Source organism: Natronincola peptidivorans (assembly GCF_900111615.1).
GTDB classification, from domain to species: Bacteria; Bacillota; Clostridia; order Peptostreptococcales; family Natronincolaceae; genus Natronincola_A; species Natronincola_A peptidivorans.
The window spans coordinates 193,089-217,401 of the sequence record NZ_FOHU01000001.1; the positions used below are offsets into that span (position 1 = coordinate 193,089).

The following is a 24,313-nucleotide window of genomic DNA, read 5'->3' on the forward strand; positions in this document are numbered from 1 at the left end:
AGGTGATATAATTGTCTGATGTTTTATCGCAAAATGAAATAGATGCTCTACTAAATGCCCTAAGTACTGGAGAACTAGATGTTGAAGAAATTAAAGAAGATAAACAAGATAAAAAAATAAGACCGTATGACTTTAAAAGCCCTAAGAAGCTTGCAAAGGACCAGCTGAGAACAATACAGATTATACATGAAAATTTCTCAAGGATGTTAAATACCTTCTTGTCGGGGTATCTGAGAAGTTATGTTCAAGCAGAGGTTTCTTCTGTAGAAGAATTGTCTTACTATGAATTTAACAACTCAATTGTTAACCCTGCTGTTATTTCTATCATTAATTTTCAACCTCTTACAGGACAAATTATTGCCGACTTATCACCTTCAATAGCCTACACATTAATAGATAGGATATTAGGTGGAAGTGGTAAGAGTTATGAAGATATTAGAACCTTCACAGAAATAGAAACAACTCTAATTAAGAAGCTAATGAGACAAATAATTGACTTAATGATTGATCCATGGGAAAATGTTATTGAACTTCAACCTACACTAGAGAAAATTGAAACAAATTCTCAATTTGCTCAGATTGTTTCGCCCAATGAGACTGTTGCCTTGGTAACACTGAATCTAAGAATAGGGGATGTGGAAGGTATGCTCAATCTTTGTATACCCCATATCGTGATTGAGCCTATTTTACCAAAGTTAAGCACAAAGTTTTGGTTTTCAAGTATCAGTAAAACAATCACTGAAGAAGATAAAGAAACATTAAAAAACCGCGTGGAAAAAAGCAAGGTAAAAATTGGTGCGCAACTAGGGTCTACTTATATTACTGTAAAGGATTTTCTTGAATTGCAAACTGGAGATGTGATTTTATTAGACAAGCTTGCAAAGGATGAAATTGAAATTATGGTGGGAGAAAAAAGAAAGCATTATGGTGTTCCAGGGACGATAAACAATAAATTAGCAGTAAAAGTAACAAGAATTGACAAGGAAGGAGATGAACTAGATGAGTGATATGCTATCCCAAGAAGAAATAGATGCTCTCCTTAGTGGAAGTAGTACCAGTACAGGTAGTGAAGATGAAGAAACTCTTGACTTTACAACCATTGAAAAGGATGCCATAGGCGAGATAGGCAATATCAGCATGGGTACCGCTGCAACAACATTATCTACACTATTGGGTCACAGAGTAAAGATTACTACACCCAAGGTTTCAGTTATGACAATGCAGGAACTTTCTGAGCAATATCCTATTCCTTTTGTAGCAGTAGACGTGAGATATAAAGAAGGAATTCAGGGAATCAACTTACTCATTATTAAGGTGGATGATGTCAAAATAATTACTGATTTAATGATGGGAGGAAATGGGACAATTTCTGAAGAACCTTTAACGGAATTGCATTTGAGTGCTATTAGTGAAGCTATGAACCAAATGGTAGGATCATCTTCTACATCATTATCAGAAATGTTTTCTAAAAAAATAGATATACATCCTCCTAGATCTTTTGAAATACAGATGAATCCAAATGAACTTGATGATGTTTTCACCAATGAGCAAGAAAAAATAGTGAGAATAGCATTTAAAATGGAAATTGAAGGGTTAATAGAAAGTCAAATTATGCAATTAATCCCAATAGATTTTGCAAAAGAAATGGTAGAACTATTAATGCCTACTAATACCAGTGAACCACAATCTTCTTCTGTATTTGATGAAACGGTAAATAGTAGTATAGATGAAAACCATCAGCAAATGGATAGCGTAATGATGAATACCTCCTTTGCTCACGAAGTACAGGAAGAGAAAACAACTGCCAATCAACAAGTTCGTCAAAATCCAAAAGTGAATGTTCAGCCCGTAGAATTTCAATCCTTTGATCAAGATACTTATAGAGGTGTACCAGAGAATATTGCATTGATACAAGATGTACCTTTAAAAGTAACTGTAGAGCTTGGAAGAACTGTTAAGAGAATTAACGAGGTATTAGAATTTGGTCCTGGCACTATTATTGAGCTTGATAAATTAGTTGGTGAGCCATTAGATATACTTGTTAATGGACAATATGTGGCTAAGGGAGAGGTTGTTGTTATTGATGAGAACTATGGTATGAGAATAACAGACATTGTAAATCCCAACAAAAGAATTAGTAAAATCTAATACAATAGTTAGCTTTCAAAAATACTTTTATTATTAGAAATTTTTAAGGAGGAATAAATCATGTCCAAAGGAATTTTAATTGTTGATGATGCTGCATTTATGAGAATGATGATTAAAGATGTTTTAACAAAAAATGGGTTTGAGGTTATAGGAGAAGCTGAAAATGGTCTTAAAGCAGTTGAAAAATACAAGGAATTAAATCCTTTATTAACAATCATGGATATAACTATGCCTGAAATGGATGGTATTCAGGCGGTGAAAGAGATTAAAAAGAATAATGCTGACGCTAAGGTTATTATGTGTTCTGCCATGGGACAACAAGCGATGGTTATTGAAGCTATTCAAGCAGGAGCAAAAGATTTTATTGTAAAACCTTTTCAAGCAGATCGTGTGATTGAAGCTGTGAAAAAAGTAATAGGCTAATCAAGCTAGTATAGGATGATGTTACAAAATATATATACTGTTTTTACTGTTGTTTCAATGATTATCATAGTAATTTTCATGGCGTACTTTGTAACAAGTATTATAGGAAAAAAAACAAACTTTTACTTTCAAGGACGAAGTGTAAAGGTTTTAGAACGAACAGCTTTAACGGCACAACTAACAATTATGGCAATACAGGTTTTAGATAAAGTATATATCTTAGCTGTCCAAAGTAAAAACATTGAAGTAATAGATACATTGGATTATATTGAATGGATTGAGTATAAAAAGAATCATGAGGTGTGTGAAGGGGAAGAATTAGCTCCCTTTATAAAAAGGTCGCTGGATATAATAAAAAAACCATTAACCAAAAAAAATGCAAAAGACAGCTGCAAAAAGGGTGATAAAAATAGAAACCATGAAAGAAAATAGGCATTATAAACATAAAAGACATAGAAAGAAAACAGTATTTTTGGTTTTGACTATTTTATTTGTAATCCTAGCCACTACTGTTAGCGTTTATGCTCAACCTACATTACCTATTCCAAGGATTGGATTAAACATAGAGGAGGCAGAAAATCCTCAAGAGATGGCAACATCGATACAAATATTGTTTTTATTAACTATTTTATCGTTAGCACCTGCCATCTTAATCATGATGACAAGTTTTACTAGAATCATTATTGTTTTATCCTTTTTAAGAAATGCAATAGCCACACAACAAACGCCGCCAACACAAGTGTTGATTGGTTTAGCGCTTTTTCTTACCTTCTTTACTATGGCACCTATTGCTGCAAATATCAATGAAAATGCAATTCAGCCGTATATGCAGGAAGAAATAAGTCAACCAGAGGCGATAAGCCTAGCTATGGAGCCTATTAGAGAATTTATGATGAGACAAACAAGAGAAAAAGATTTAGCTCTATTTATTGAAATGTCTAATGTAGAAGGACCAGTTGAGGTTAGTGATGTATCAAATATAGTGTTAATTCCTGCTTTTATCATAAGTGAACTGAAAACTGCTTTTCAGTTAGGGTTTGTGCTGTTTATACCTTTTATTGTAATTGATATGGTGGTAGCAAGTACTTTGATGTCTATGGGAATGATGATGTTACCTCCCGCAATGATTTCTTTACCTTTTAAGCTGTTGTTATTTGTTATGGTTGATGGATGGAATGTTTTAATTCGATCTCTTATTACAAGCTTCCGTTAGAGGTGATATTTTGAATGAAGCTATGGTTATTGAACTAGGTCAACAAACAATGTTTACTATCTTACTAATGGCAGCGCCGATGTTAGGGCTAGGTCTTTTAGTAGGTTTATCAGTTAGTATTTTTCAAGCAACTACACAAATTCAAGAAGCAACACTAGCGTTTATTCCTAAAATCATTGTAGTTTTAGGATCTGTTGTCATATTTGGTCCATGGTTATTATCTGTTATTATTAATTTTACATCAACACTATATACAAATATGAGTAGTTTTATTCAGTAAAGTGTGGTTAAATTTATGAACAATTTATATGACATGATTGCTTTAAATATTGACTTATTTATTCTTATTCTAATTAGAGTAAGTGGTTTATTTATAATAGCACCTATTTTTGGCAGAAATAATCTTCCAATGATTATGAAAATCGGTTTATCGGCACTAGTAGCATTTATTTTGTTACCAACGATTTCTACAAATTTTACGTTGCAGCAATACAGCTTTATGGCTCTGGGCATAAATGCAGCAAAAGAATTATTATTAGGAATAATTATAGGCTACATTTGTTTTCTATACTTTAGTACGCTATATTTAGCAGGTACGATTATTGATACACAAATGGGATTTGGTATGGTTAATGTATTTGATCCTCAATTAAACATACAAATGCCTATCATGGGTAACTTTTATAATTTAATGGTAACTTTATTATTCTTGATTTTTGATGGACATCATCTCATTATTAGAGGATTAGTTTATAGTTATGAATTGTTACCTATCGGCTTCACTTTTATTATAAGTGAAGATATTATTTCAAAGTTAATAGTTATTATGATGGAAGTATTTATCCTGGCTTTTAAATTTAGTGCGCCAATATTAGTAACGATCCTTCTAGCAAATCTATTGCTAGGGATATTAGCTAGAACCATGCCACAAATGAATGTTTTTATTGTTGGATTACCATTTAAAATTATTATTGGTTTGCTAACAGCTACTATTACCTTGCAGTTCCTAGTGCCTTTTTCAGAAAGATTATTTGATAGGATGTTTGGAGCTTTACAAGATATCATGTATATCCTATCCAGAGGATGATCATATGGAGTTTAAAATAAATCTACAGTTATTTACAGAGGAAAAGACAGAAAAAGCTACACCAAAAAAGGTAAGAGAGTCAAGGGAAAAAGGACAAGTATTACAAAGTAAGGAAATAAACTCAGCCTTTGTTTTGCTAGGAGCATTTGCAATGCTAAGCCTATTGGCAGGTTATATAGGCACATCAGTCCAAAGCTTTACTATACACATTTATGATGAATACTTAAACTTAAATTATCTATTTTCGGATAAAAACATAAATAGATTAACCCTGATAGTATTGTATAATCTTTTTAAAATAACGATACCTATTGGAATAACTTGTTTAGTTATTGGTGTGTTATGCAGTTATCTACAAGTAGGTTATCTGTTTACTACAAAAACCTTAGCAGTAAAGTTTAGCAAAATAAATCCCATAGCAGGATTTAAAAGAATGTTTTCTTTAAAGTCTTTGGTAGAATTAGTCAAATCCTTTGTCAAAATAATATTTGTTGGCTATATTATTTACCGGTATGCTATAAGTCAAATAAATACTATTTTCAGCACCATAATGCTGGAAATAGATGTAATTATTCAATTAATGGTAACTATAGCTATGAATATAGGATTTAGAGCAGGAGTTGTTTTGCTGGTAATTGCAATATTAGATTATTATTATCAAAGATATGATTATGAAAAAAACCTCAAGATGTCTAAACAAGAAATAAAAGAAGAATTTAAACAAACTGAGGGTAATCCACAAATAAAATCAAAAATTAGAGAAAAACAAAGACAAATATCAATGCGACGTATGATGCAAGAAGTTCCAAAGGCAGATGTTATCATTACAAACCCAACGCATTATGCAGTTGCTATACAATACAATCCAAAAGAGTTTAACGCCCCAAAGGTTTTAGCCAAAGGACAAGATTTAATTGCACAAAACATTAAAAAGATAGCCGCAGATAATGATCTGCCTGTCGTAGAAAACAAACAACTGGCAAGGACATTATATGATAGAGTAGAGATTGGTGAGTTTATTCCACCGGAATTATATCAAGCAGTAGCAGAAATACTGGCTTATGTTTATCAAATTAACAATAGGACGTAAAGGGGGAACTTGAATGAAGCATGGAGATATTATTGTTGTACTTGCTATTATTGCCATTGTTATTATTATTATTATCCCTATCCCTCTAGGTGCCCTTGATGTACTATTAAGCTTTAACATATCATTAGCATTATTAATACTGATTATAGCTACATATACACAAGAAGCATTGGATTTTTCTATTTTTCCTTCTATATTACTACTTACGACATTGCTGCGATTAGCATTAAATATCACCACTACTAGGTATATATTATCCCAGGGTACAGCTGGAAATGTAATCAACACCTTTGGTGACTTTGTTATGCAAGGAAATGCCATTGTAGGATTTATTGTATTTTTAATCATCATTATTATTCAGTTTCTTGTTATCACCAAAGGCTCTGAGAGGGTTGCTGAAGTAGCTGCTAGGTTTACTTTGGATGCAATGCCTGGTAAGCAGATGGCAATCGATGCTGATTTAAATGCAGGATTGATTGATGATAATGATGCAAGAGAAAGAAGGCAAAAAATCCAAAGAGAAGCAGATTTTTATGGAGCTATGGATGGAGCCAGTAAATTTGTCAAGGGCGACGCCATAGCTGGAATTATAATTACTGTTATTAACATTATAGCAGGGTTTATCATTGGAGTTTCGATACAGGGATTAGATTTTAGCGCCTCTATACAAAAGTATACAATGCTAACTGTTGGAGATGGTTTGGCTAGCCAGATTCCTGCTCTATTAATCTCAACTGCTACAGGCATTGTGGTTACAAGAGCGGCGTCTGAAGGCAATTTGGGTAGTGATTTAATTAAGCAGCTTTTTAATCAACCTAAAATAATGTTTATTATTTCAGGTGTATTGCTGTTTTTGGGTCTCACACCTCTACCACTTTTACCATTTCTTTTTCTATCTATAGCATTCCTGTTGCTTGGGTTATCTTTAAGAAAAGAACTATTGTCTTCTGCGTTAGATGATATTCCAGATGAAATACAAGAAGCAGTTGATGAAAAGAAAAAGCCTGAAAATGTAATGCCTTTATTAAATGTAGACCCCATAGAGCTGGAATTTGGCTATGGGATTCTCCCTTTAGCGGATGCCAGTCAAGGGGGAGACTTGTTTGATAGATTAGTAATGATTAGAAGACAGTGTGCTTTAGAATTGGGAATTATCGTTCCCATGATAAGGTTAAGGGATAATATTCAACTAGAGCCGAATCAATATATAATAAAAATAAAAGGAGTAGACATAGCGGTAGGAGAAATCATTTTTGATCATTATTTGGCTATGAATCCAGGGATGGTAGATGAAGAAGTAGAAGGCATTGATACTACTGAGCCTGCTTTTGGTCTGCCAGCAAAGTGGATTAATGAACAGGAACGTGAGAAGGCTGAAATTTTAGGATACACTGTTGTTGACCCTCCATCCATTATAGCTACGCATCTGACGGAAATAATTAAAAGTCATGCCTATGAGTTATTAGGAAGACAAGATGTGAAAAAACTGATAGACAACGTTAAGGAGAGCCATCCAGTATTAGTTGAAGAACTTATTCCCAACCAACTAGGCCTAGGTGAAGTTCAAAAAGTGTTAGGTAATTTATTAAGAGAAGGTGTTTCCATTAGAAATATGGTAACGATACTAGAAACACTAGCGGACTATGCAAACATAACCAGGGATACAGATATGTTAACGGAATATGTTAGACAAGCTTTAGGCAGAGCAATAACAAAGCAGTTTATTGCTACACAACCAGCTAAAGTCATCACTATTGCAAAAGAGCTTGAGCAAAGAATAATGGATTCTATACAGCAAACAGAAAGTGGCACCTATATTTCCATGGACCCAGAAATCATACAAACTGTAATCAACAACTTATCTCAGCAATTACAAAAACTGATTACTTTGGGTGAACAGCCTATAGTTATTACTGCCCCCATCGTAAGATTATATTTTAAAAGGTTATCTGAGCAACTAACATCTGATTTAATTGTATTGTCTTATAATGAAGTAGATCCTTCTATAGAAATACAATCAATAGGGGCGGTGAATATATAAGATGAAAGTTAAAAAATTTTCTGCTAGTAACAATCAAGAAGTAATGATGAAGGTGAGAAATGAATTAGGTCCAGATGCCATCATCATACATCAAAGAAAAATAAAACCTAAAGGGTTATTGGGTTTTCTTAAAAAACCAATGATTGAAGTGGTAGCAGCTAAGGAAGATGAAAAACCTATAAGACCATTAATGGCAAACAACGAAAATGAGAGTGTTGAAAAAATTTTTAAAATGACAGTTGATAATATGAAAAATGATAAAGTTGAAAAGACCACTATTGATAAAGAAGTTGATGAAATAAAAGGCATGTTAACTACCGTTATTTCAAAAATAAATAAACAGGAATTACCTGACTTAATTAAGACTATTGAAAATCAAGAAATATCGAAATTGTTTCATGTACTAAAGGAGCAAGAGGTAGATGAAATATTAATAGAGGAAATATTACAAAAGTGTATTTCCATTCAAAAGAACAATGCGGAGGAAGAGCATCAAAATGAATTAATAAAAAGAGAAATCACTAAAATTATTAACAAATATATAATTGCATACAAGAGAAATGCTAATTCAAAAATAATGGTTTTTATGGGCCCTACAGGAGTAGGAAAAACTACAACTATAGCTAAATTAGCAGCCCATTATGCACTAAACGAAGGGAAAACAGTGGGATTAATTAGTGCAGATACCTATAGGATTGCTGCGGTTGAACAATTAAAGACTTATAGCGATATCTTAAATATACCCTTAGAGGTAATATATAATCCATCGGAGATTCATTATGCAGTTAATCAATTAAATGATAGAGATATTATTATGGTAGATACTGCAGGTAGAAGTCATAAAAACGAAAGTCAAATACTAGAATTAAAAAAATTGTTAAATGAAATAGATGAAAAGGAAACATATCTAGTGATAAGTTGCACCTGTAAAAGTAACGATATTAAAGAAATAATTAGCACTTATAGCTTTATTAACAATTATAATATTATTTTGACTAAGATTGATGAAGCAACGACATTTGGTACAATTATAAATATTGCTAAAGAAACAAAAAAACCAATCTGTTACTTAACCACAGGACAAAGTGTGCCTGATGATATAGAAAAAACCAATGTTGATAAAATTGTGAGCCTTTTAATGAAGGAGGCTAAACAATGACAGATCAGGCAACAAAATTGAGAGAATTGATTAGCAAAAAAAAACTAGTTTCTAAAAAAACACTTAAAGATGAGAATATCCCTCAAAAAAAAGCAAGAGTAATATGCGTCACCAGTGGAAAGGGTGGCGTTGGCAAGACAAATTTCACAGCAAATTTAGCTATAGCTCTGCAAAAGAAAGATAAGAAAGTAGTTATTATTGATGCAGACTTAGGATTAGCAAATTTGGACGTAGTATTAGGGGTAATTCCGAAATACACATTATTAGATGTATTAAATAAGGGTAAAAATATTACTGAGATCATGAATAATGGACCTAGCGGTGTTCAAACTGTATCTGGAGGTTCAGGTATCATAGACTTAGTAGATATATCAAAGGAGAAATTAGATACATTAATTAGTCAGTTTAATAAAATAAATGATTATGCAGATATTATTCTAATAGATACGGGAGCAGGGCTATCAAAATCAGTGTTATCATTCGTTTTATCAGCAGACGAAGTTATTATTGTTACCACTGCTGAGCCTACATCACTTACAGATGCCTATGCCATGATTAAAGCCATAGGAATGCAGGAAAAAGATAAAAATATCAGGGTTGTTATCAACCAAGTTGAAAGTATTAATGAAGGAAAGGCTACTTTTGAGAAGCTAAAAAATGCTTGCGAAAAATTTTTAGGAAAAAACATAGAAAAATTAGGATTTTTATCGAGAGATGCAAATGTAACAAAAGCAGTTAAATTACAAAAACCATTTATTCTGCAATTTCCTAATACAGCAGCCAGTAAAAACATAGAAGTAATAGCTTTAAAATTATCAAACGGAAACATTGAAGATGAAGGCTTCAATGAATCTAATAACTTTATTAGTAAAATTATTAGTTTGTTTAGATAGGAGAATTGTGTCGATGAATCTAATGACGGAATTGAAAATAGGAGAAAAAATCGAAATATACCCTTTTAAGTCAAGAATGAATATCACATCAAGAACTATCACCAGTCAATTGACAGATATTAAGGATAATAAATTATTTATATCGAATCCAATAAAACAGGGAGCATCGTATCCTCTCCATACAGGACAAAAAATAATTATTTTGTTTTATCGTGACGAAAAAGGAATATTTAGCTTTACTGGAGAAGTATTACAGAGAGTAGATATGAATATCCCTATTTATATCATTAAACCAATATCAGATCCTGAAAAAAATCAAAGAAGGTTATATTTTAGACTTAAGACGTTGATGAAAGTAATGATAAGGAGCTTAGATAGCAGTAATGCTGTCGAAGGCTTTACAAAAGATATTAGCGGAGGAGGATTAAGGGTAGCGACAAAAACATCACTAAAACCTGGGGAGAAAGTCGAGTGCACATTATTTTTAAGTGATAGTGAGTCAGCAACTTTAGTAGGAGAGGTTATAAGAAGTATAAAGGATCCTATTACAAATGAATTTGAATTAGGGATCAAATATATGGACATAACTGATAGCACAAGAAATGAAATTATTGCCTTTGTCTTTAAAAAACAAAGAGAACTGAGGCAAAAAGGACTGATGTAAAGTGACATTAAAAGATAAAACAGTTAATGTTGTAGTAGTAGATGATTCCCCTTTTATGAGAAAAATTATAAGCGATATTCTAAACAGTGATGACGGTATTAAAGTTATTGGAGACGCAAAAAATGGCAAGAAAGCAATAGAGATTATAAAAGAATTAAAACCTGACGTAGTAACCATGGATATAGAAATGCCAATTATGAATGGGTTAGATGCTCTTAAAGAAATAATGATTAGTCATCCAGTGCCTGTAGTTATGCTAAGTAGTTTGACCTATCATGGAGCACAATTAACAATGGAAGCATTAGAATTAGGGGCAATAGATTTTATTCAGAAACCAACAAATATATTTGCAGTGAATTCACAAATTTTGAAAAAAGAAATTATTCAGAAGGTGAAAGGAGCTCATAAAGCAAAACTTATCTCTTGCAGCAAAGCATTCAATAGCTCTCCAAAACCAAGTATTGTCCTTGCCAACAAGGGTAGGCTCATTAGACAAAAAGAAAGAGATAATATTATAGCAATTGGCATTTCAACTGGTGGACCGAGAGCATTACAAAACATAATTCCTTTAGTTCCTAAGAATTTTCCTGGCAGCTTCCTTGTTGTACAGCATATGCCTCCTGGATTTACAAAGTCATTGGCAGAGAGATTAAATGGAATCTCTAATGTTATAGTGAAAGAAGCGGAGGACTCAGAGAAAATACTTCCTGCACACATATACATAGCGCCGGGTAATTATCACCTAGGAATAAAAGAAGATAGTTCTAAAGACTTGTTTATAGAATTGACTCAAGACCCACCGGTATCTGGACATAGACCATCAGCTGATGTGTTATTTCAATCTATAGCAAAAACTAAACAAAACAATATAAATATTACTGCTGTTATTATGACTGGAATGGGTTCTGATGGGACCAAAGGTCTAAGTGTTTTAAAAGAAAAAAAAGAAGCCTACATAGTTGCTCAAGATGAAGAAAGCAGTGTTGTATATGGAATGCCTAAAAGTGCATTAAAAGCAGGGGTTGTAGATGTAGTGACACCATTAGAGAAAATAATGGATGTTATAGTAAAAAGAGTGGGGGTGTAATAGTATGGATATGAGTCAATATTTAGACATATTTATGGAGGAGTCTAAAGAAAATTTACAAAGCATGAATGATATTTTAATGAAGTTGGAGAGCTCTCCCGAGGATATTAGTTTATTGAATGAGATATTTAGGATTGCCCATACTTTAAAGGGAATGTCAGGAACCATGGGATTTAGTAATATCTCAAGCTTAACACATGAAATGGAAAATATCTTAGATGATATTAGAAATGGTAAAATAAGAATAAGTAATAACGTGATAGATTTATTGTTTGAATGTTTTGATGAGTTGGAGAAATATGTAAACGAAATAGAAAAACATAATAATGAAGGTGGTCTTTCATCTTCCGACCTAATAGAAAAATTACAACAACTAATGAAGGCCCAAGAAGATGATGGGAGTAAGGCAGAGGTCAGTAATGCTGGGAATTTGGATGTAGAAGTACAACAGGAGAGGGAAATAATTGTTAATGAATACGTAGATAGTACGATAAAGAGAGCTGCTGAAAAAAACTATAATGTGTATTTGGTGAAGGTATCATTAGATAAAAAATGCATGCTTAAATCAGCTAGGGCCTATATCGTTATTAACACCCTAGAAAAAATAGCAGAAGTTATTCAATCTACACCAAGTATTGAAGACATAGAAGATGAAAAATTTGATTTTCATTTTGAACTAATTATTGTTTCAAAAAATTCTAAAGACTTTATAGCTTCAGAAATGAATAATATATCTGAGATAGAATCGATTGAAATAGCAGATATATTAGATAGAAAACTGGCTATTACACCTTCTAATGATGACGAATTAACCAGTGAATTGGAAGATCGTGAGCAGACAGTAAATAAGGCTGCAACTGATGCTAATGAAGATGTAGCCATTAAGAAAACAAAAACTGGGAAAACTGTGAGGGTAGACATTGATCGCCTAGATAATTTAATGAATTTAGTTAGCGAATTAATTATTATCAAAACAAGACTGGAAGATATTGATGATTCAGAAAAAAGACAAAGAATGAATGAAGCTACTGAGCACCTTGAAAGAATAACCACCAGCTTGCATGATGCAGTTATGAAGGTTAGAATGGTTCCAATTGAAAGGGTATTTAACCGATTTCCAAGAATGGTAAGAGACCTTTCCAAAGAATTGAATAAAGAAATTTCATTAATTATGACTGGAGCTGATACTGAAGTCGATAGAACTGTTATTGACGAAATTGGAGATCCTCTTATTCATTTGATAAGAAATTCAATAGACCACGGTATTGAAGATATGGAAACTAGAGAGCGATCTAGCAAAGATAAAAAAGGCACAGTAAAACTATCAGCTTATCCTGACGGAAATAGTGTTGTTATTGAAGTGGAAGATGATGGTAAGGGCATTGATATAGAAAAGGTTAAAGGAAAGGCGATAGAAAAGAACATTATTTCATTGCAACAAAGTCAACTAATGGAGGATAACGAAATCATACAATTACTTTTTGCCCCAGGTTTTAGTACAGCAGATAAAATATCAGATTTATCTGGTAGGGGGGTAGGCCTAGATGTTGTAAAAACTAAAATTGAAGCATTAGGTGGAACTGTGGAAGTAGATTCCTTTAAAGGACAAGGCAGCAAATTTATTATAAGGCTTCCTTTGACCTTAGCAATAATACAAGCCCTTTTAGTGGTTACGGGTGAGGAAAAATATGCTATTCCATTAAATAATATAAAGGAAATCTCCACAATAACTTCTAAGAGCATTAGAAAGGTGCAAGGAAATGAAGTAGTGCTATTTAGAAATGCTACATTGCCCATTATGCGTTTAGCTAATCTGTTAAAGGTACCAAATATAAATGAAGACCAAGAGGAATATACCATAGTAATTGTAAAAAAAGGAGATAGAGTGGCAGGTATTGTAGTGGATGAGTTAATTGGGCAACAGGAAATAGTGATAAAATCACTAGGAAAGTATCTTGCAAGTATTAAAGGCATCGCAGGGGCAACGATATTAGGTAACGGTTCAGTTGCATTAATTATAGACACGAATTCATTTTACTAAAAGGGGTGAAAGAGGTTGGATAATTATATGGAAGCAACAAATCAGTATGTTGTATTTAAGCTAGAAGAAGAGTATTATGGCATTGATATCAACTTTGTTGAAACGATAGAGCGGGTTGTGGAAATTACTAGACTACCTAATGCTCCCCACTACATTAAAGGAGTTATTAATTTAAGAGGGGAGGTTATCCCTGTAATAGACCTAAGAACAAGGTTTAATATAGAGGACAAGGCAATATCAGAAGAATCTCGTATTATTATTTTAACAATAGAAGAAATGACCATTGGTTTATTAGTGGATAGCTCCTCAGAGGTATTGACTATAGAAAAAGAAGAGATAGACAACACCAATAGTCTAATTAATTATTCAGAAGATGAATATATCAAAGGAATTGGAAAAGTTAATGAAAGAATGATTATTATATTAGACCCAATGAAAATATTATATTATCACAATCAAGAAGGTTAATAGGAGGTGCATTATATATGTTCAATGTCGATGACTTAAACAATATGCATCTTGATGTCTTAAGAGAAGTGGGTAATATAGGGGCAGGAAATGCAGCTACAGCATTAGCTAAAATGATAGATAAAAAAATTGACATGGAAGTGCCAACTGTTAAAATTTTAGACTATTCTGATGTTGCAGGCATTCTAGGTGGAGAAGAAAGTGTAGTGGCTGGTATTTACTTTAATGTTAGTGGAGATATCACTGGCAATATTATGTTCTTATTAGATGTTAAATCATCAAAAATGCTTACTGGAATGCTTATGGGTAGAGAAGATTGCTCAAAAGAATTAGATGAAATGGATCGCTCTGCACTACAGGAAATCGGCAATATTCTATCAGGGTCCTATATTTCATCCCTATCAACCCTTACTGGCTTAAATATCTCCCTGTCAATTCCTTCGCTTTGCATCGACATGGCAGGGGCCATACTTAGTGTACCTGCAATTCAGTTTGGATATGTTAGCGATAAGGTTCTACTAATAGAAACAAAACTTAGAGAAGGCGATGATTTAGTAAAGGCTAACTTTTTTCTGATACCAAATGCGGAGTCCTATAGTACCTTATTAAATGCTTTAGGAGTGTATGATTAGATGCAAAATATTATAAAGGTCGGTATGGCTGACTTAAAAATAGTAAGATTTCCTCAAATTTTAACAACATTGGGATTAGGCTCCTGTGTAGGTATAGCACTATATGATCAAAAAGAAAAAATTGCTGGATTAGCGCATATTATGCTGCCTGATAGTAAGCAGATAAAAAACAATACAAACAAAGCTAAGTTTGCAGATACAGCAATTGAAATATTGCTTGAGGAGCTCCTGAAAGCAGGCGGCAGTAGGAACAGGATTGTAGCCAAGATAGCAGGAGGCGCTCAGATGTTTTCCTTCGGCGGAAATAGTGATGTTATGAAGATCGGTTATAGAAATGTCATCGCTACAAAAGAAATTTTAGATGGCTTGAAGATTCCCTTAATAGCGGAAGATACTGGAGGAAATCATGGTAGAACAATAGAAGTATACACAGATACAAGTATGTTGCTGGTAAAAACAATAGGGTATGGGATTAAAGAAATTTAAGGATTATACAAGCCAGGAGGATTTTTAATGGCAAATCAAAGCCTATGGCAAAAATATAAAGCTAATAATGATACAGAGGCTAAAAATCAATTGATAGAGAAATACATAGAATTAGTAAAGGTAATTGCAGGAAGGCTGTATAATACCTATGGTTCAAGTATCGAATATGATGATTTGGTAAGCTATGGCATTTTTGGTCTACTAGATGCTATAGAAAAATTTGATATTGAGAAAAAAGTAAAATTTGAAACCTACGCACAAATACGTATACGAGGAGCAATTATAGATCAATTAAGAAACCTCGATTGGATTCCTAGATCTATAAGACAGAAGTCAAAAAGTATTGAAGAGACCTATAATAGGCTTGAAAATAAACTAGGGAGAAACGCTAAAGACATTGAAGTGGCAAGAGAACTAAACATTTCTATTAATGAATTACACAGTATTTTACAGCAGACCAATAGCTTTAATATTATTTCGTTAGAAGAAAAACTGTATGATAGTAACATAGTTGACTATTTAAGGCATGAAGCTCAACCTTTACCGGAAGACATCGTTTGTCATGAAGAATTATACCAGATACTACAAAATAGCATAGAAAAGTTGCCTGAAAGAGAAAAGCAAGTAATATCTTTATACTACTATAATGAGTTGACTTATAAAGAAATTGGTGAAGTATTAAGCATTTCAGAGTCAAGGGTTTCTCAGTTGCATTCAAAGGCTATTAGTAGATTAAAAGGGAAGATTAAAGATGTTTAAGTACGCTAGTCTAGAAAAAAGGGGGGGGGAGAACTATGATAAAGGAATATGTTATCGTAGAAGGAAGTAATTATGAAGAGGCTTTATCTAAAGGATTAGATCAATTGAAAGTCCAAGTATCTCAAGTGGATATTGAGGTTTTAGAAGAGAAAAAAGCATTTCTGTTTGGCAAGAGCAACACCAAATTAAAAGTTACAATAAAAAGTGAGGTTATAGACAAAGCATTAGCAGATGTATTAGACAAGGTAGAAAACAGTATAGAAAACAATATTGAAGTAACTCCCTTAAAAGACGAAGACTTTTTTAGTATTGATTATCAAGAGGATGGTATATATCTGACCATTATCAACAATACAGCATTGACTCATAAAGAGAAAGTTAATAACATATTAGATCATTTAGAAAAAAAATCAATAGAAGAATATGATACAGAGGCAATTAATAAATGTATAAAAGAAGACATAAAAGAACCTTTTAAAATAGCTCCTTACCAAGAAGAAAAATTGATTGACGGAGAGGCGCTTGTAGAAGTATCTAGAGATAAACTAGAAGCTTATATAACCATTAAAGAGGCTGTAGGAGGAAAAGATATTTCTATAGAAGAAGCCAAAAAAATCCTAGTTGACCATGGTGTTATTTATGGAATTGACGAAGCAATGATATCTAATATAATACAAAGCAAAACCTTCGATAATAAAATATTGATAGCTAAAGGGCAAAAACCTCAAAATGGAGAGAACGGTAAACTAGTATACCATTTTGATGTTGATAAGCAGCATACTCCACAATTATTAGAAGATGGATCAGTAGATTTTAAGCATCTGAATTTAATAAACAATGTCAAAAAAGGACAACTGTTAATTGAGGTCATTGAACCAACTGATGGAATTCCAGGGAAAAATGTTTTAGGAGAAGAGATATCTTGCCTAAAAGGAAAACCAGCTAAAATAATTAAAGGAAAAAATATTTTAGAAAAAGATGATGGTTTGAAAATATATGCAGCTGTTGATGGACAAGTTTTTTTTAGGGACAATAAATTAGAAGTAAGTCAAGTATACGAAGTACCGGGAGATGTTGATCATTCTACAGGGAATATTAAATTTAATGGGAAAGTAGTAGTAAAAGGGAATATTATGTCAGGCTTTACAGTTGATGCTGATGGAGATATTGAAGTCAATGGTGTAGTAGAGGGTGCTACTCTTATAGCAAAGGGAAGTATCGTATTAAATAGAGGCGTACAGGGTAATAATCAAGCATATTTAGAATGCAATGAGAATCTTATCTCTAAATATGTTGAGAATAGCCAGATAAAATGCTTAGGCAACATTGAGGCTGACTGTATACTCCATAGCAATGTAACGGCAAAAGGAAACGTAACTGTAAGCGGAAAAAGAGGATTAATTGTAGGGGGGCAAATTAGAGCAGGAGAAGAAATTAGAGCTCAAACTCTAGGTTCTCATATGGGAACAGTCACCATAATAGAGGTAGGTATTGATCCCGATGATAAATCAAAATACGAAGCAATTAAAGTAGAAATAACTGAAATTCAAAAGAATTTAATGAACCTAAAAAAGACGATAGAACTTCTAAACAAAATGAGTAAAGATGGTAAATTACCTAAAAGCAAAGAGGAAATCTTAATTAAGTCCTTGAAAACTTTCGAGTATTTAAAGAATAAGCACACTAATCTTAACAATGAATTAAAAAATTTAGAATTAAAAATGGAAGGTTCATCAAAAGGGAAAATACATGTCTCAGGCAAATTATATCCGGGAACAAAGATCACTATTTTAAATGCAGTAAGACATATGTATGACGAATTGTCCCATACAACATTATATAGGAAAGAAGGAGATATTGTTATTGGTCCCTATGAAAAATAGGTGGTGATAATATGGCAATCAAACCAATTGATTCTCATTTGACTTATAATAATACAATTCATCAATCAAAAGAAAAGCAAAATGATTTTAATAGAATTAAGGATACAACAACATTTCTACAGAATGATCAAAAAAATGAAATTGAAAGAAATAGAAATAAGATACAGCATACAGAACACTTAGAAGAAAAAAAAGTAAATAACCAAAATAAACAGCAATCAAAAAAACACAAAAATCACAAAAATAAAGAAAAGAAAAATAAATCCTCTAAAAATAAGGAAAAAATGGAATCTGATCCTAAAAGAGGACGAAAAATTGATATTTTTGTTTAATATAAAATAAGAGGTGTTCTATGAATCAGACTATAAATATAATTTTTATATTATTTGGCAGTATAGTAGTAATAATATCTTTATATATACTATTACAAAATAGAGATAATAGCATTAACAATGAATACGCATCTTCGTTTTCTAATGAGGATAGCATTAAAAAACTTGAAGGTTTAGTAAAAAATGAAAACTACAAAGCAATGAAGGAGATTAGTAAAATTAATGACGAAATTAGTCAATTAAAAGATATGTTGAAGCATACTGAAGACTTAATTGATCTGAAAGTAAAAGATAATGAGGATTTTAATGACGAAAACCATAGCGATAATCATAATGATAACTTTAAGCACCTTTTAAACTACAACAAATTTCTAAAGAAAAATAATGATATCATTAACCTTTTTAAACAGAATAAAAACCTAGAGGAAATTGCAAGAGAGCTTAATAAAAGTATAAGAGAAGTAGAGATGGTGGTTAAACTAGTAAAATGAGGTGAAGTGATTGAAGCAATTCTCTGCGACAAGCATGGTTATAGGAATTGGGATAGGTATGATTATTACATCTATAATTAATTTATTATTTTGGCAAGAGCCTATGAATAGTGCTAGCAACATAGATGAAGATCCTTTTATAACTATAGTACAAAATGAAAAAAATTATGATAAATCAGAAGGTATTGATTCTACAAGAACAGAACAAAAAAATTCAACTGAGAATATACATCTATTTGATAATGAGGAGAATAATAAGGGAAATCAAGAGGAATACAATGGCATTTATATATCTAAAGGAATGAATAGCGAAGAAATCGCAGAATTATTGATGGATGAAAAAATTATAAGTAGTAGCGAAGCTTTTATTGAAATGGCTAATAAGCTAGGAGTAATACATCGCCTAAGATATGGACAGAAGAAAATACCAGTAGATAGTTCATTAGAAGATATTTTAAAAATATTAGTAGAAATTCCCTAATAAAAACTCCATTAATTGACAATAATTATAATAGATTTTTAAAATACATATTGATTAATAATCGACGATGTGTTAGAATACAAAAGGTGATAAAACACACATCTTATGATTATCTTAGTGGTGCCATAATTGGTGCTAAGATGAAATGAATAAGGTGGAGGAAAAACTAGAGGAGGTAATTAGTAAAATGTCAGTAATTTCAATGAAACAATTGTTAGAAGCAGGTGTCCATTTTGGACATCAAACGAGAAGATGGAATCCTAAAATGGCAGAATACATTTTTACTGAAAGAAATGGGATTTATATTATCGATCTTCAAAAAACAGTAAAAAAAGTAGAGGAAGCTTACGAGTTTATTAAGGAATTAGCATCTGAAGGAAAAACCATATTATTTGTGGGTACAAAAAAACAAGCACAAGAAGCAATACAAGAAGAAGCAAAAAGATGTGACATGTATTTTGTAAATCAAAGATGGTTAGGTGGAATGTTAACTAACTATAACACAATTAAAAATCGTATTGATCGTCTCCGTGAGTTAGAAAAAATGGAAGAGGACGGTACTTTTGATGTACTTCCAAAAAAAGAAGTAATTAAGCTTAGAGCTGAAATGGAAAGACTAGAAAAGTTTCTTGGCGGGATTAAAGACATGAAAGAAATGCCAAGTGCTCTTTTTGTTGTAGATCCCAGAAAAGAGAGAATTGCTATTAAAGAAGCTCATATTTTAGGAATACCAGTGGTATCAATAGTAGATACTAATTGTGACCCTGATGACGTTGACATGGTAATCCCTGGGAATGATGACGCCATTAGAGCAGTAAAGTTACTTACTGCAACGATAGCAAATGCAGTCCTAGAAGGTAAGCAAGGATTCCAAACTGAAGAATAGTTTAGTTTTAACAATAATAAGGTAAGGGTTTGGGGGATTATCCCTTACTCCCTTACCTTTAAAAATATTATAGGGAGGCGTTATTATAATGAATATTACTGCAGCGATGGTAAAAGAGATTAGAGAAAAAACTGGTGCAGGTATGATGGATTGTAAAAAAGCTTTAGCAGATGCAGAAGGAAATATGGAAAAGGCAGTAGAAATATTAAGAGAGAAAGGTCTTGCTGCCGTTGCTAAAAAAGCAGGTAGAATTGCAGCTGAAGGATTAGTGGAAGCCTACATACATGGTGGTAGAATTGGCGTTCTTGTGGAAGTAAACTCTGAAACAGATTTCGTTGCTAAAAACCAAGAGTTTAAAGATTTTGTTAAGGATGTAGCTATGCAAATAGCAGCTTCAAATCCTCAATATGTAAGCAGGGAAGAAGTACCACAAGATGAGATTGAAAAAGAAAAAGATATTCTAAAGAAGCAAGCTCTAAATGAAGGTAAACCAGAAAAAATTGTAGAGAAGATGGTTGAAGGTAGAATTGATAAGTTCTATAAAGAAGTATGTCTACTGGAACAACCTTTTGTAAAGAATCCTGATATAACAGTGAGTGAGCTTTTAACTGAAAAAATTGCTAAAATAGGCGAAAACATAAGTGTTAGAAGATTTGTAAGATTTGAAGTTGGAGAAGGGATAGAAAAAAAATCCGAAAATTTTGCAGAGGAAGTAGCAAAGCAAATGGGACAATAGTCTTTAAAGAGAACACTTTTTGTGTTCTCTTTTAAAATAATAATTGTGCAAGTTGAATTGGCATATAAGTCTACAGGTTTTAAATTGTAGATTTTAGTATAAACTATATATTAAAAATAAAGGATTTTTTTGCTGGTTGTAGAAATAATTAGATTGGAGGCAACTATATGAATACACCTCTATATAAAAGAGTACTGTTAAAATTAAGTGGTGAGGCATTAGCAGGAAAAAAAGGTTTTGGACTAGACACAGAAACAATAAATAAAATTGCTCAGCAAATCAAAAGTGTTACTGAGGAAGGTGTACAGGTTGCAATTGTTGTTGGCGGAGGCAACTTTTGGAGAGGAAGAAGTGGGGAGGGGATGGATAGAACAACTGCTGATTACATGGGAATGATGGCAACGGTTATAAATGGATTGGCGTTACAGGATGCTCTAGAAAATACTGATATTGTAACTAGAGTACAAACTGCCATTGAAATGAGACAAATTGCTGAACCATATATTAGACGTAGAGCTGTAAGACATTTAGAAAAAAACAGAGTTGTTATTTTTGCTGCAGGGACGGGTAATCCATATTTTTCTACGGATACAACAGCTGCATTAAGAGCTGCAGAGATCGAAGCGGATATTATTTTATTAGCAAAAAAGGTAGATGCGGTATATGATAAGGATCCACATGTGAATAATGATGCCATAAAATTTGAAGAATTAACCTATTTAGATGTTCTAAAGCTAGAGTTAAAAGTAATGGATTCAACAGCTACTTCATTATGTATGGATAATAAGATACCTATTAAGGTTTTTAGCTTAGATGAACCAGAGAATATTCTAAAAGTTATTTATGGAGAAAAAATAGGAACATATATTCACAGTGATACTTAAAAAAATATTATATAAAAGAGGAGGAGATTATATGAATTTAGAAATACATAATAATTTAGAGGATAAGATGAATAAAACCTTAAAAGTTTTAAAGGATGACTTAAATAGTATTAGGGCAGGAAGAGCCAATCCTTCAATGCTAGACAGACTTACTATTGATTATTATGGAACCATTACACCTATTAAGCAAATTGCTTCTATAACTGCTCCAGAACCAAGACTAATTACTATCCAACCTTATGATCCGTCTGTAATGACTACTATTGAGAAGGCTATTCAACAATCGGATTTAGGTATTAATCCTTCTAATGATGGTAAAGTAATAAGATTGAACATTCCTCAGCTAACAGAGGATAGAAGAAAAGACCTTACAAAAATAGTTAAAAGAACAGGGGAAGATAGCAAAGTAGCTATTAGAAATGAGCGTAGAAATGCAAATGATACCCTGAAAAAGATGGGAAAAGATGGAGAGTTGACTGAGGACGATTTAAAAGCTGCACAAGATGAAGTGCAAAAAATTACTGATAAATTTATTAAGCAAATTGATATCATGACTGAAAATAAAGAAAAAGAAATATTGGAGGTATAGTATTGACAGTAATCCCAGATATTTTAGGATATAAACTAAAGGATGCTGAAGCTATATTAAAAGCATCTTCATTAGAGTATACTATAACAGAAAGTCTTGCTTTAAAGCATGATAAGCAAAAGATTCCCAGGATCATACAAGTAAGAAATCTACCAGGCAGCACAATAGAATTGATAATATCTTATTTTTAAGCCTCCATTTAGGAGGTTTAAAAATAGTTAAGGTGGTTTTATCATTATGAGGGCGATAAAGGACATGAGTAGTATTAAAAAAATTGAAGGATTTGATATCGATATAGAAAAAATTCCAAAACATATTGCGATAATTATGGATGGAAATGGTAGGTGGGCACAAAAAAGAAAGCTTCCAAGGGCATTAGGACATAGAGCAGGTGTAGATGCTATAAGAGATGTGATAGAAACCTCCTCAAATATTGGTATTAGCTATTTATCCATCTATGCTTTTTCAACCGAAAACTGGAAAAGGCCGCAGGAAGAAATATCAACTTTAATGAAATTATTAATTGAATACTTAAGAAAAGAAGTGAAAGAACTGCACAAAAATAATGTACGTATTAATACAATAGGAAATATAAAAAAATTTCCAGAGGATGTACAAAACGAAATAAATAAAGCTAAAGAGTTAACAGAGCATAACAATGGGTTATGCGTAAATATAGCTCTAAACTATGGTGGGCGGGATGAAATTACTAGGACAGTAAAAAAGATTTGTAATGAATTTTTGAATGATGGATTAGTAATAGATGATATTGATGAGAAATTAATAAATGCATATCTTGATAGTAGCAATATACCAGATCCAGATTTATTGATCAGGACCAGCGGTGAATACAGGTTGAGCAATTTTCTTTTATGGCAATGTGCTTATTCAGAACTCTGGTTTACTGAAGTGCACTGGCCAGATTTCACTGGAAAACACTTATTACAGGCAATAGAAGATTTTCAAAAAAGACAAAGACGATTCGGTGGAATATAGGAGGTAATTTCATGTTAAAAAGAATAATTAGTGGTATTATTGGAATTCCTCTTTTAATATTTATTATTTTACAAGGTGGACTTGTATTATATCTAGGTACAATGGTGGTATCTTTAATAGGATTATATGAGTTTTATCAGGCTATGATCTTTAAAAAACTAAATCCTCTAAAGGGTATTGGGTATGGATTATCTATTATTATACTATCGATGTTTTATGCTGACATGGATGGAAAAATAATTATACTTTCTATATTTTCTGCTATTCTTTTACTAAGTGGTATACAATTATACAATTCTAAATATACTATCTTAGATAATAGTATAACATTATATGGATGTGTCTATGTTACAATTTTTTTAGGACATATTCTTTTGACGGATAAACTACATAATTCATTTATCATCTGGTTAATCTTTATAATAGCATGGGCAACAGATACGTTTGCATATTTTGGAGGATACTTTTTTGGGAATAAAAAGCTATGCCCTAGCGTTAGCCCTAAAAAGACGGTAGAGGGAGCAATCGCTGGAATAATGGGTTCTATGATTTGCTGTGGTATTTTTGGATACATTTTTTTAATAGAGGATATTTTATTGGTGATATTAGTAGGACTTATAGGAAGTATAATTTCACAACTAGGAGATTTGACAGCTTCTCAAATAAAAAGATATGTAGGAATTAAAGATTTTGGCAATATCATACCAGGACATGGCGGTGTGTTAGACAGGTTTGACAGTATACTTTTTACAGCCCCAACAGTTTATTATTTCTTTGTTTTATTCATGCAAGTGTAAAAAAGATAAGCATAGCAAAAAAGCAATGCTTATTTTATTGAGTAGAG

29 protein-coding genes are annotated in these 24,313 nt (G+C 32.3%); all 29 read left to right on the forward strand.

Annotated features, from left to right (window positions below):
- The first annotated feature begins 11 nt into the window (after positions 1 to 11).
- The 29 genes from fliM (at position 12) to BMX10_RS01140 (ending at position 24,266) form a co-directional block, all read left to right on the forward strand.
- On the forward strand, positions 12 to 1,007 hold the full coding sequence (gene fliM / locus BMX10_RS01000) for a flagellar motor switch protein FliM (RefSeq protein WP_090437967.1): 996 nt from the start codon (positions 12 to 14) through the stop codon (positions 1,005 to 1,007).
- Complete coding sequence (gene fliY / locus BMX10_RS01005; RefSeq protein WP_090437969.1) at positions 1,000 to 2,148, forward strand: flagellar motor switch phosphatase FliY; 1,149 nt, start codon at positions 1,000 to 1,002, stop codon at positions 2,146 to 2,148. Before fliM ends, fliY begins: the two co-directional genes overlap by 8 nt.
- Before the next feature lie 60 nt (positions 2,149 to 2,208).
- On the forward strand, positions 2,209 to 2,571 hold the full coding sequence (locus tag BMX10_RS01010) for a response regulator (RefSeq protein WP_090437971.1): 363 nt from the start codon (positions 2,209 to 2,211) through the stop codon (positions 2,569 to 2,571).
- An 18-nt stretch (positions 2,572 to 2,589) separates the two neighbouring features.
- Positions 2,590 to 3,003: a flagellar biosynthetic protein FliO gene (locus BMX10_RS01015; RefSeq protein WP_170834625.1), complete on the forward strand. Its 414-nt coding sequence runs from the start codon at positions 2,590 to 2,592 to the stop codon at positions 3,001 to 3,003.
- Positions 2,972 to 3,784, forward strand: coding sequence for a flagellar type III secretion system pore protein FliP (gene fliP, locus BMX10_RS01020; RefSeq protein WP_330387761.1), 813 nt, complete (start codon positions 2,972 to 2,974; stop codon positions 3,782 to 3,784). Before BMX10_RS01015 ends, fliP begins: the two co-directional genes overlap by 32 nt.
- Positions 3,785 to 3,794: 10 nt before the next feature.
- Positions 3,795 to 4,064: a flagellar biosynthesis protein FliQ gene (fliQ, locus tag BMX10_RS01025; RefSeq protein WP_170834626.1), complete on the forward strand. Its 270-nt coding sequence runs from the start codon at positions 3,795 to 3,797 to the stop codon at positions 4,062 to 4,064.
- 15 nt (positions 4,065 to 4,079) lie between these two features.
- Complete coding sequence (gene fliR / locus BMX10_RS01030; RefSeq protein WP_090437976.1) at positions 4,080 to 4,871, forward strand: flagellar biosynthetic protein FliR; 792 nt, start codon at positions 4,080 to 4,082, stop codon at positions 4,869 to 4,871.
- Positions 4,872 to 4,875: 4 nt separating this feature from the next.
- Positions 4,876 to 5,961: a flagellar biosynthesis protein FlhB gene (gene flhB / locus BMX10_RS01035; RefSeq protein WP_090437978.1), complete on the forward strand. Its 1,086-nt coding sequence runs from the start codon at positions 4,876 to 4,878 to the stop codon at positions 5,959 to 5,961.
- Positions 5,962 to 5,974: 13 nt separating this feature from the next.
- Positions 5,975 to 8,002 (forward strand): flagellar biosynthesis protein FlhA, encoded by a 2,028-nt coding sequence (gene flhA / locus BMX10_RS01040; protein ID WP_090437980.1) that lies wholly within the window; start codon positions 5,975 to 5,977, stop codon positions 8,000 to 8,002.
- Between the two features lies 1 nt (position 8,003).
- A complete protein-coding gene (flhF, locus tag BMX10_RS01045; RefSeq protein ID WP_090437982.1) occupies positions 8,004 to 9,161 on the forward strand; it encodes a flagellar biosynthesis GTPase FlhF in 1,158 nt (385 codons plus the stop codon).
- Positions 9,158 to 10,054: a MinD/ParA family protein gene (locus tag BMX10_RS01050; RefSeq protein WP_090437984.1), complete on the forward strand. Its 897-nt coding sequence runs from the start codon at positions 9,158 to 9,160 to the stop codon at positions 10,052 to 10,054. The genes flhF and BMX10_RS01050 overlap by 4 nt, the downstream gene beginning before the upstream one ends.
- Before the next feature lie 13 nt (positions 10,055 to 10,067).
- Positions 10,068 to 10,718: a flagellar brake protein gene (locus tag BMX10_RS01055; RefSeq protein WP_170834627.1), complete on the forward strand. Its 651-nt coding sequence runs from the start codon at positions 10,068 to 10,070 to the stop codon at positions 10,716 to 10,718.
- 1 nt (position 10,719) lies between these two features.
- Positions 10,720 to 11,805, forward strand: a complete 1,086-nt coding sequence (locus BMX10_RS01060) for a protein-glutamate methylesterase/protein-glutamine glutaminase (RefSeq protein WP_280140720.1) — start codon at positions 10,720 to 10,722, stop codon at positions 11,803 to 11,805.
- 4 nt (positions 11,806 to 11,809) lie between these two features.
- Entirely contained in the window at positions 11,810 to 13,846 is a 2,037-nt protein-coding gene (locus BMX10_RS01065) for a chemotaxis protein CheA (RefSeq protein ID WP_090437988.1), read from the forward strand.
- A gap of 15 nt (positions 13,847 to 13,861) precedes the next feature.
- Complete coding sequence (locus BMX10_RS01070; protein WP_244272584.1) at positions 13,862 to 14,314, forward strand: chemotaxis protein CheW; 453 nt, start codon at positions 13,862 to 13,864, stop codon at positions 14,312 to 14,314.
- Positions 14,315 to 14,331: 17 nt separating this feature from the next.
- Positions 14,332 to 14,946 (forward strand): chemotaxis protein CheC, encoded by a 615-nt coding sequence (locus BMX10_RS01075; protein ID WP_090437990.1) that lies wholly within the window; start codon positions 14,332 to 14,334, stop codon positions 14,944 to 14,946.
- Complete coding sequence (locus BMX10_RS01080; RefSeq protein WP_090437993.1) at positions 14,947 to 15,432, forward strand: chemotaxis protein CheD; 486 nt, start codon at positions 14,947 to 14,949, stop codon at positions 15,430 to 15,432. It begins immediately after the preceding gene.
- 27 nt (positions 15,433 to 15,459) lie between these two features.
- Complete coding sequence (locus BMX10_RS01085) at positions 15,460 to 16,191, forward strand: FliA/WhiG family RNA polymerase sigma factor (RefSeq protein ID WP_090437996.1); 732 nt, start codon at positions 15,460 to 15,462, stop codon at positions 16,189 to 16,191.
- Between the two features lie 35 nt (positions 16,192 to 16,226).
- A complete protein-coding gene (locus tag BMX10_RS01090) occupies positions 16,227 to 18,074 on the forward strand; it encodes a FapA family protein (RefSeq protein ID WP_090437999.1) in 1,848 nt (615 codons plus the stop codon).
- Positions 18,075 to 18,085: 11 nt separating this feature from the next.
- Positions 18,086 to 18,406 (forward strand): hypothetical protein, encoded by a 321-nt coding sequence (locus BMX10_RS01095; RefSeq protein ID WP_090438002.1) that lies wholly within the window; start codon positions 18,086 to 18,088, stop codon positions 18,404 to 18,406.
- 20 nt (positions 18,407 to 18,426) lie between these two features.
- The gene (locus tag BMX10_RS01100) at positions 18,427 to 18,897 is read left to right on the forward strand and encodes a hypothetical protein (protein ID WP_090438005.1); all 471 of its coding nucleotides are present in this window, start codon (positions 18,427 to 18,429) and stop codon (positions 18,895 to 18,897) included.
- Positions 18,898 to 18,907: 10 nt separating this feature from the next.
- On the forward strand, positions 18,908 to 19,378 hold the full coding sequence (locus BMX10_RS01105; RefSeq protein ID WP_090438008.1) for a hypothetical protein: 471 nt from the start codon (positions 18,908 to 18,910) through the stop codon (positions 19,376 to 19,378).
- Positions 19,379 to 19,565: 187 nt separating this feature from the next.
- Positions 19,566 to 20,264 (forward strand): 30S ribosomal protein S2, encoded by a 699-nt coding sequence (gene rpsB / locus BMX10_RS01110; RefSeq protein WP_090438011.1) that lies wholly within the window; start codon positions 19,566 to 19,568, stop codon positions 20,262 to 20,264.
- 88 nt (positions 20,265 to 20,352) lie between these two features.
- Complete coding sequence (gene tsf / locus BMX10_RS01115; RefSeq protein ID WP_090438014.1) at positions 20,353 to 21,000, forward strand: translation elongation factor Ts; 648 nt, start codon at positions 20,353 to 20,355, stop codon at positions 20,998 to 21,000.
- Positions 21,001 to 21,167: 167 nt separating this feature from the next.
- Positions 21,168 to 21,884: a UMP kinase gene (gene pyrH, locus BMX10_RS01120; RefSeq protein ID WP_090438017.1), complete on the forward strand. Its 717-nt coding sequence runs from the start codon at positions 21,168 to 21,170 to the stop codon at positions 21,882 to 21,884.
- A gap of 31 nt (positions 21,885 to 21,915) precedes the next feature.
- Entirely contained in the window at positions 21,916 to 22,473 is a 558-nt protein-coding gene (frr, locus tag BMX10_RS01125) for a ribosome recycling factor (RefSeq protein WP_090438019.1), read from the forward strand.
- Positions 22,474 to 22,475: 2 nt separating this feature from the next.
- Positions 22,476 to 22,664 (forward strand): PASTA domain-containing protein, encoded by a 189-nt coding sequence (locus BMX10_RS01130; RefSeq protein ID WP_090438022.1) that lies wholly within the window; start codon positions 22,476 to 22,478, stop codon positions 22,662 to 22,664.
- Between the two features lie 46 nt (positions 22,665 to 22,710).
- On the forward strand, positions 22,711 to 23,469 hold the full coding sequence (locus BMX10_RS01135) for an isoprenyl transferase (protein WP_244272586.1): 759 nt from the start codon (positions 22,711 to 22,713) through the stop codon (positions 23,467 to 23,469).
- Positions 23,470 to 23,480: 11 nt separating this feature from the next.
- A complete protein-coding gene (locus BMX10_RS01140; protein WP_090438025.1) occupies positions 23,481 to 24,266 on the forward strand; it encodes a phosphatidate cytidylyltransferase in 786 nt (261 codons plus the stop codon).
- The last annotated feature ends 47 nt before the right edge of the window (positions 24,267 to 24,313 follow it).

What these genes read in the sequence shown, in the direction of transcription:
- fliR (WP_090437976.1), top strand. Translation starts at nt 4,080, where the DNA reads ATGAACAATTTATATGACATGATTGCTTTAAATATTGACTTATTTATT.
- BMX10_RS01015 (WP_170834625.1), top strand. Translation starts at nt 2,590, where the DNA reads ATGTTACAAAATATATATACTGTTTTTACTGTTGTTTCAATGATTATC.
- BMX10_RS01140 (WP_090438025.1), top strand. Translation starts at nt 23,481, where the DNA reads ATGTTAAAAAGAATAATTAGTGGTATTATTGGAATTCCTCTTTTAATA.
- flhA (WP_090437980.1), top strand. Translation starts at nt 5,975, where the DNA reads ATGAAGCATGGAGATATTATTGTTGTACTTGCTATTATTGCCATTGTT.
- BMX10_RS01010 (WP_090437971.1), top strand. Translation starts at nt 2,209, where the DNA reads ATGTCCAAAGGAATTTTAATTGTTGATGATGCTGCATTTATGAGAATG.
- BMX10_RS01100 (WP_090438005.1), top strand. Translation starts at nt 18,427, where the DNA reads ATGAATCAGACTATAAATATAATTTTTATATTATTTGGCAGTATAGTA.
- BMX10_RS01075 (WP_090437990.1), top strand. Translation starts at nt 14,332, where the DNA reads ATGTTCAATGTCGATGACTTAAACAATATGCATCTTGATGTCTTAAGA.
- BMX10_RS01085 (WP_090437996.1), top strand. Translation starts at nt 15,460, where the DNA reads ATGGCAAATCAAAGCCTATGGCAAAAATATAAAGCTAATAATGATACA.
- flhF (WP_090437982.1), top strand. Translation starts at nt 8,004, where the DNA reads ATGAAAGTTAAAAAATTTTCTGCTAGTAACAATCAAGAAGTAATGATG.
- BMX10_RS01095 (WP_090438002.1), top strand. Translation starts at nt 18,086, where the DNA reads ATGGCAATCAAACCAATTGATTCTCATTTGACTTATAATAATACAATT.
- BMX10_RS01055 (WP_170834627.1), top strand. Translation starts at nt 10,068, where the DNA reads ATGAATCTAATGACGGAATTGAAAATAGGAGAAAAAATCGAAATATAC.
- BMX10_RS01135 (WP_244272586.1), top strand. Translation starts at nt 22,711, where the DNA reads ATGAGGGCGATAAAGGACATGAGTAGTATTAAAAAAATTGAAGGATTT.
- BMX10_RS01065 (WP_090437988.1), top strand. Translation starts at nt 11,810, where the DNA reads ATGGATATGAGTCAATATTTAGACATATTTATGGAGGAGTCTAAAGAA.
- fliY (WP_090437969.1), top strand. Translation starts at nt 1,000, where the DNA reads ATGAGTGATATGCTATCCCAAGAAGAAATAGATGCTCTCCTTAGTGGA.
- flhB (WP_090437978.1), top strand. Translation starts at nt 4,876, where the DNA reads ATGGAGTTTAAAATAAATCTACAGTTATTTACAGAGGAAAAGACAGAA.
- rpsB (WP_090438011.1), top strand. Translation starts at nt 19,566, where the DNA reads ATGTCAGTAATTTCAATGAAACAATTGTTAGAAGCAGGTGTCCATTTT.
- frr (WP_090438019.1), top strand. Translation starts at nt 21,916, where the DNA reads ATGAATTTAGAAATACATAATAATTTAGAGGATAAGATGAATAAAACC.
- BMX10_RS01050 (WP_090437984.1), top strand. Translation starts at nt 9,158, where the DNA reads ATGACAGATCAGGCAACAAAATTGAGAGAATTGATTAGCAAAAAAAAA.
- tsf (WP_090438014.1), top strand. Translation starts at nt 20,353, where the DNA reads ATGAATATTACTGCAGCGATGGTAAAAGAGATTAGAGAAAAAACTGGT.
- BMX10_RS01090 (WP_090437999.1), top strand. Translation starts at nt 16,227, where the DNA reads ATGATAAAGGAATATGTTATCGTAGAAGGAAGTAATTATGAAGAGGCT.
- BMX10_RS01080 (WP_090437993.1), top strand. Translation starts at nt 14,947, where the DNA reads ATGCAAAATATTATAAAGGTCGGTATGGCTGACTTAAAAATAGTAAGA.
- pyrH (WP_090438017.1), top strand. Translation starts at nt 21,168, where the DNA reads ATGAATACACCTCTATATAAAAGAGTACTGTTAAAATTAAGTGGTGAG.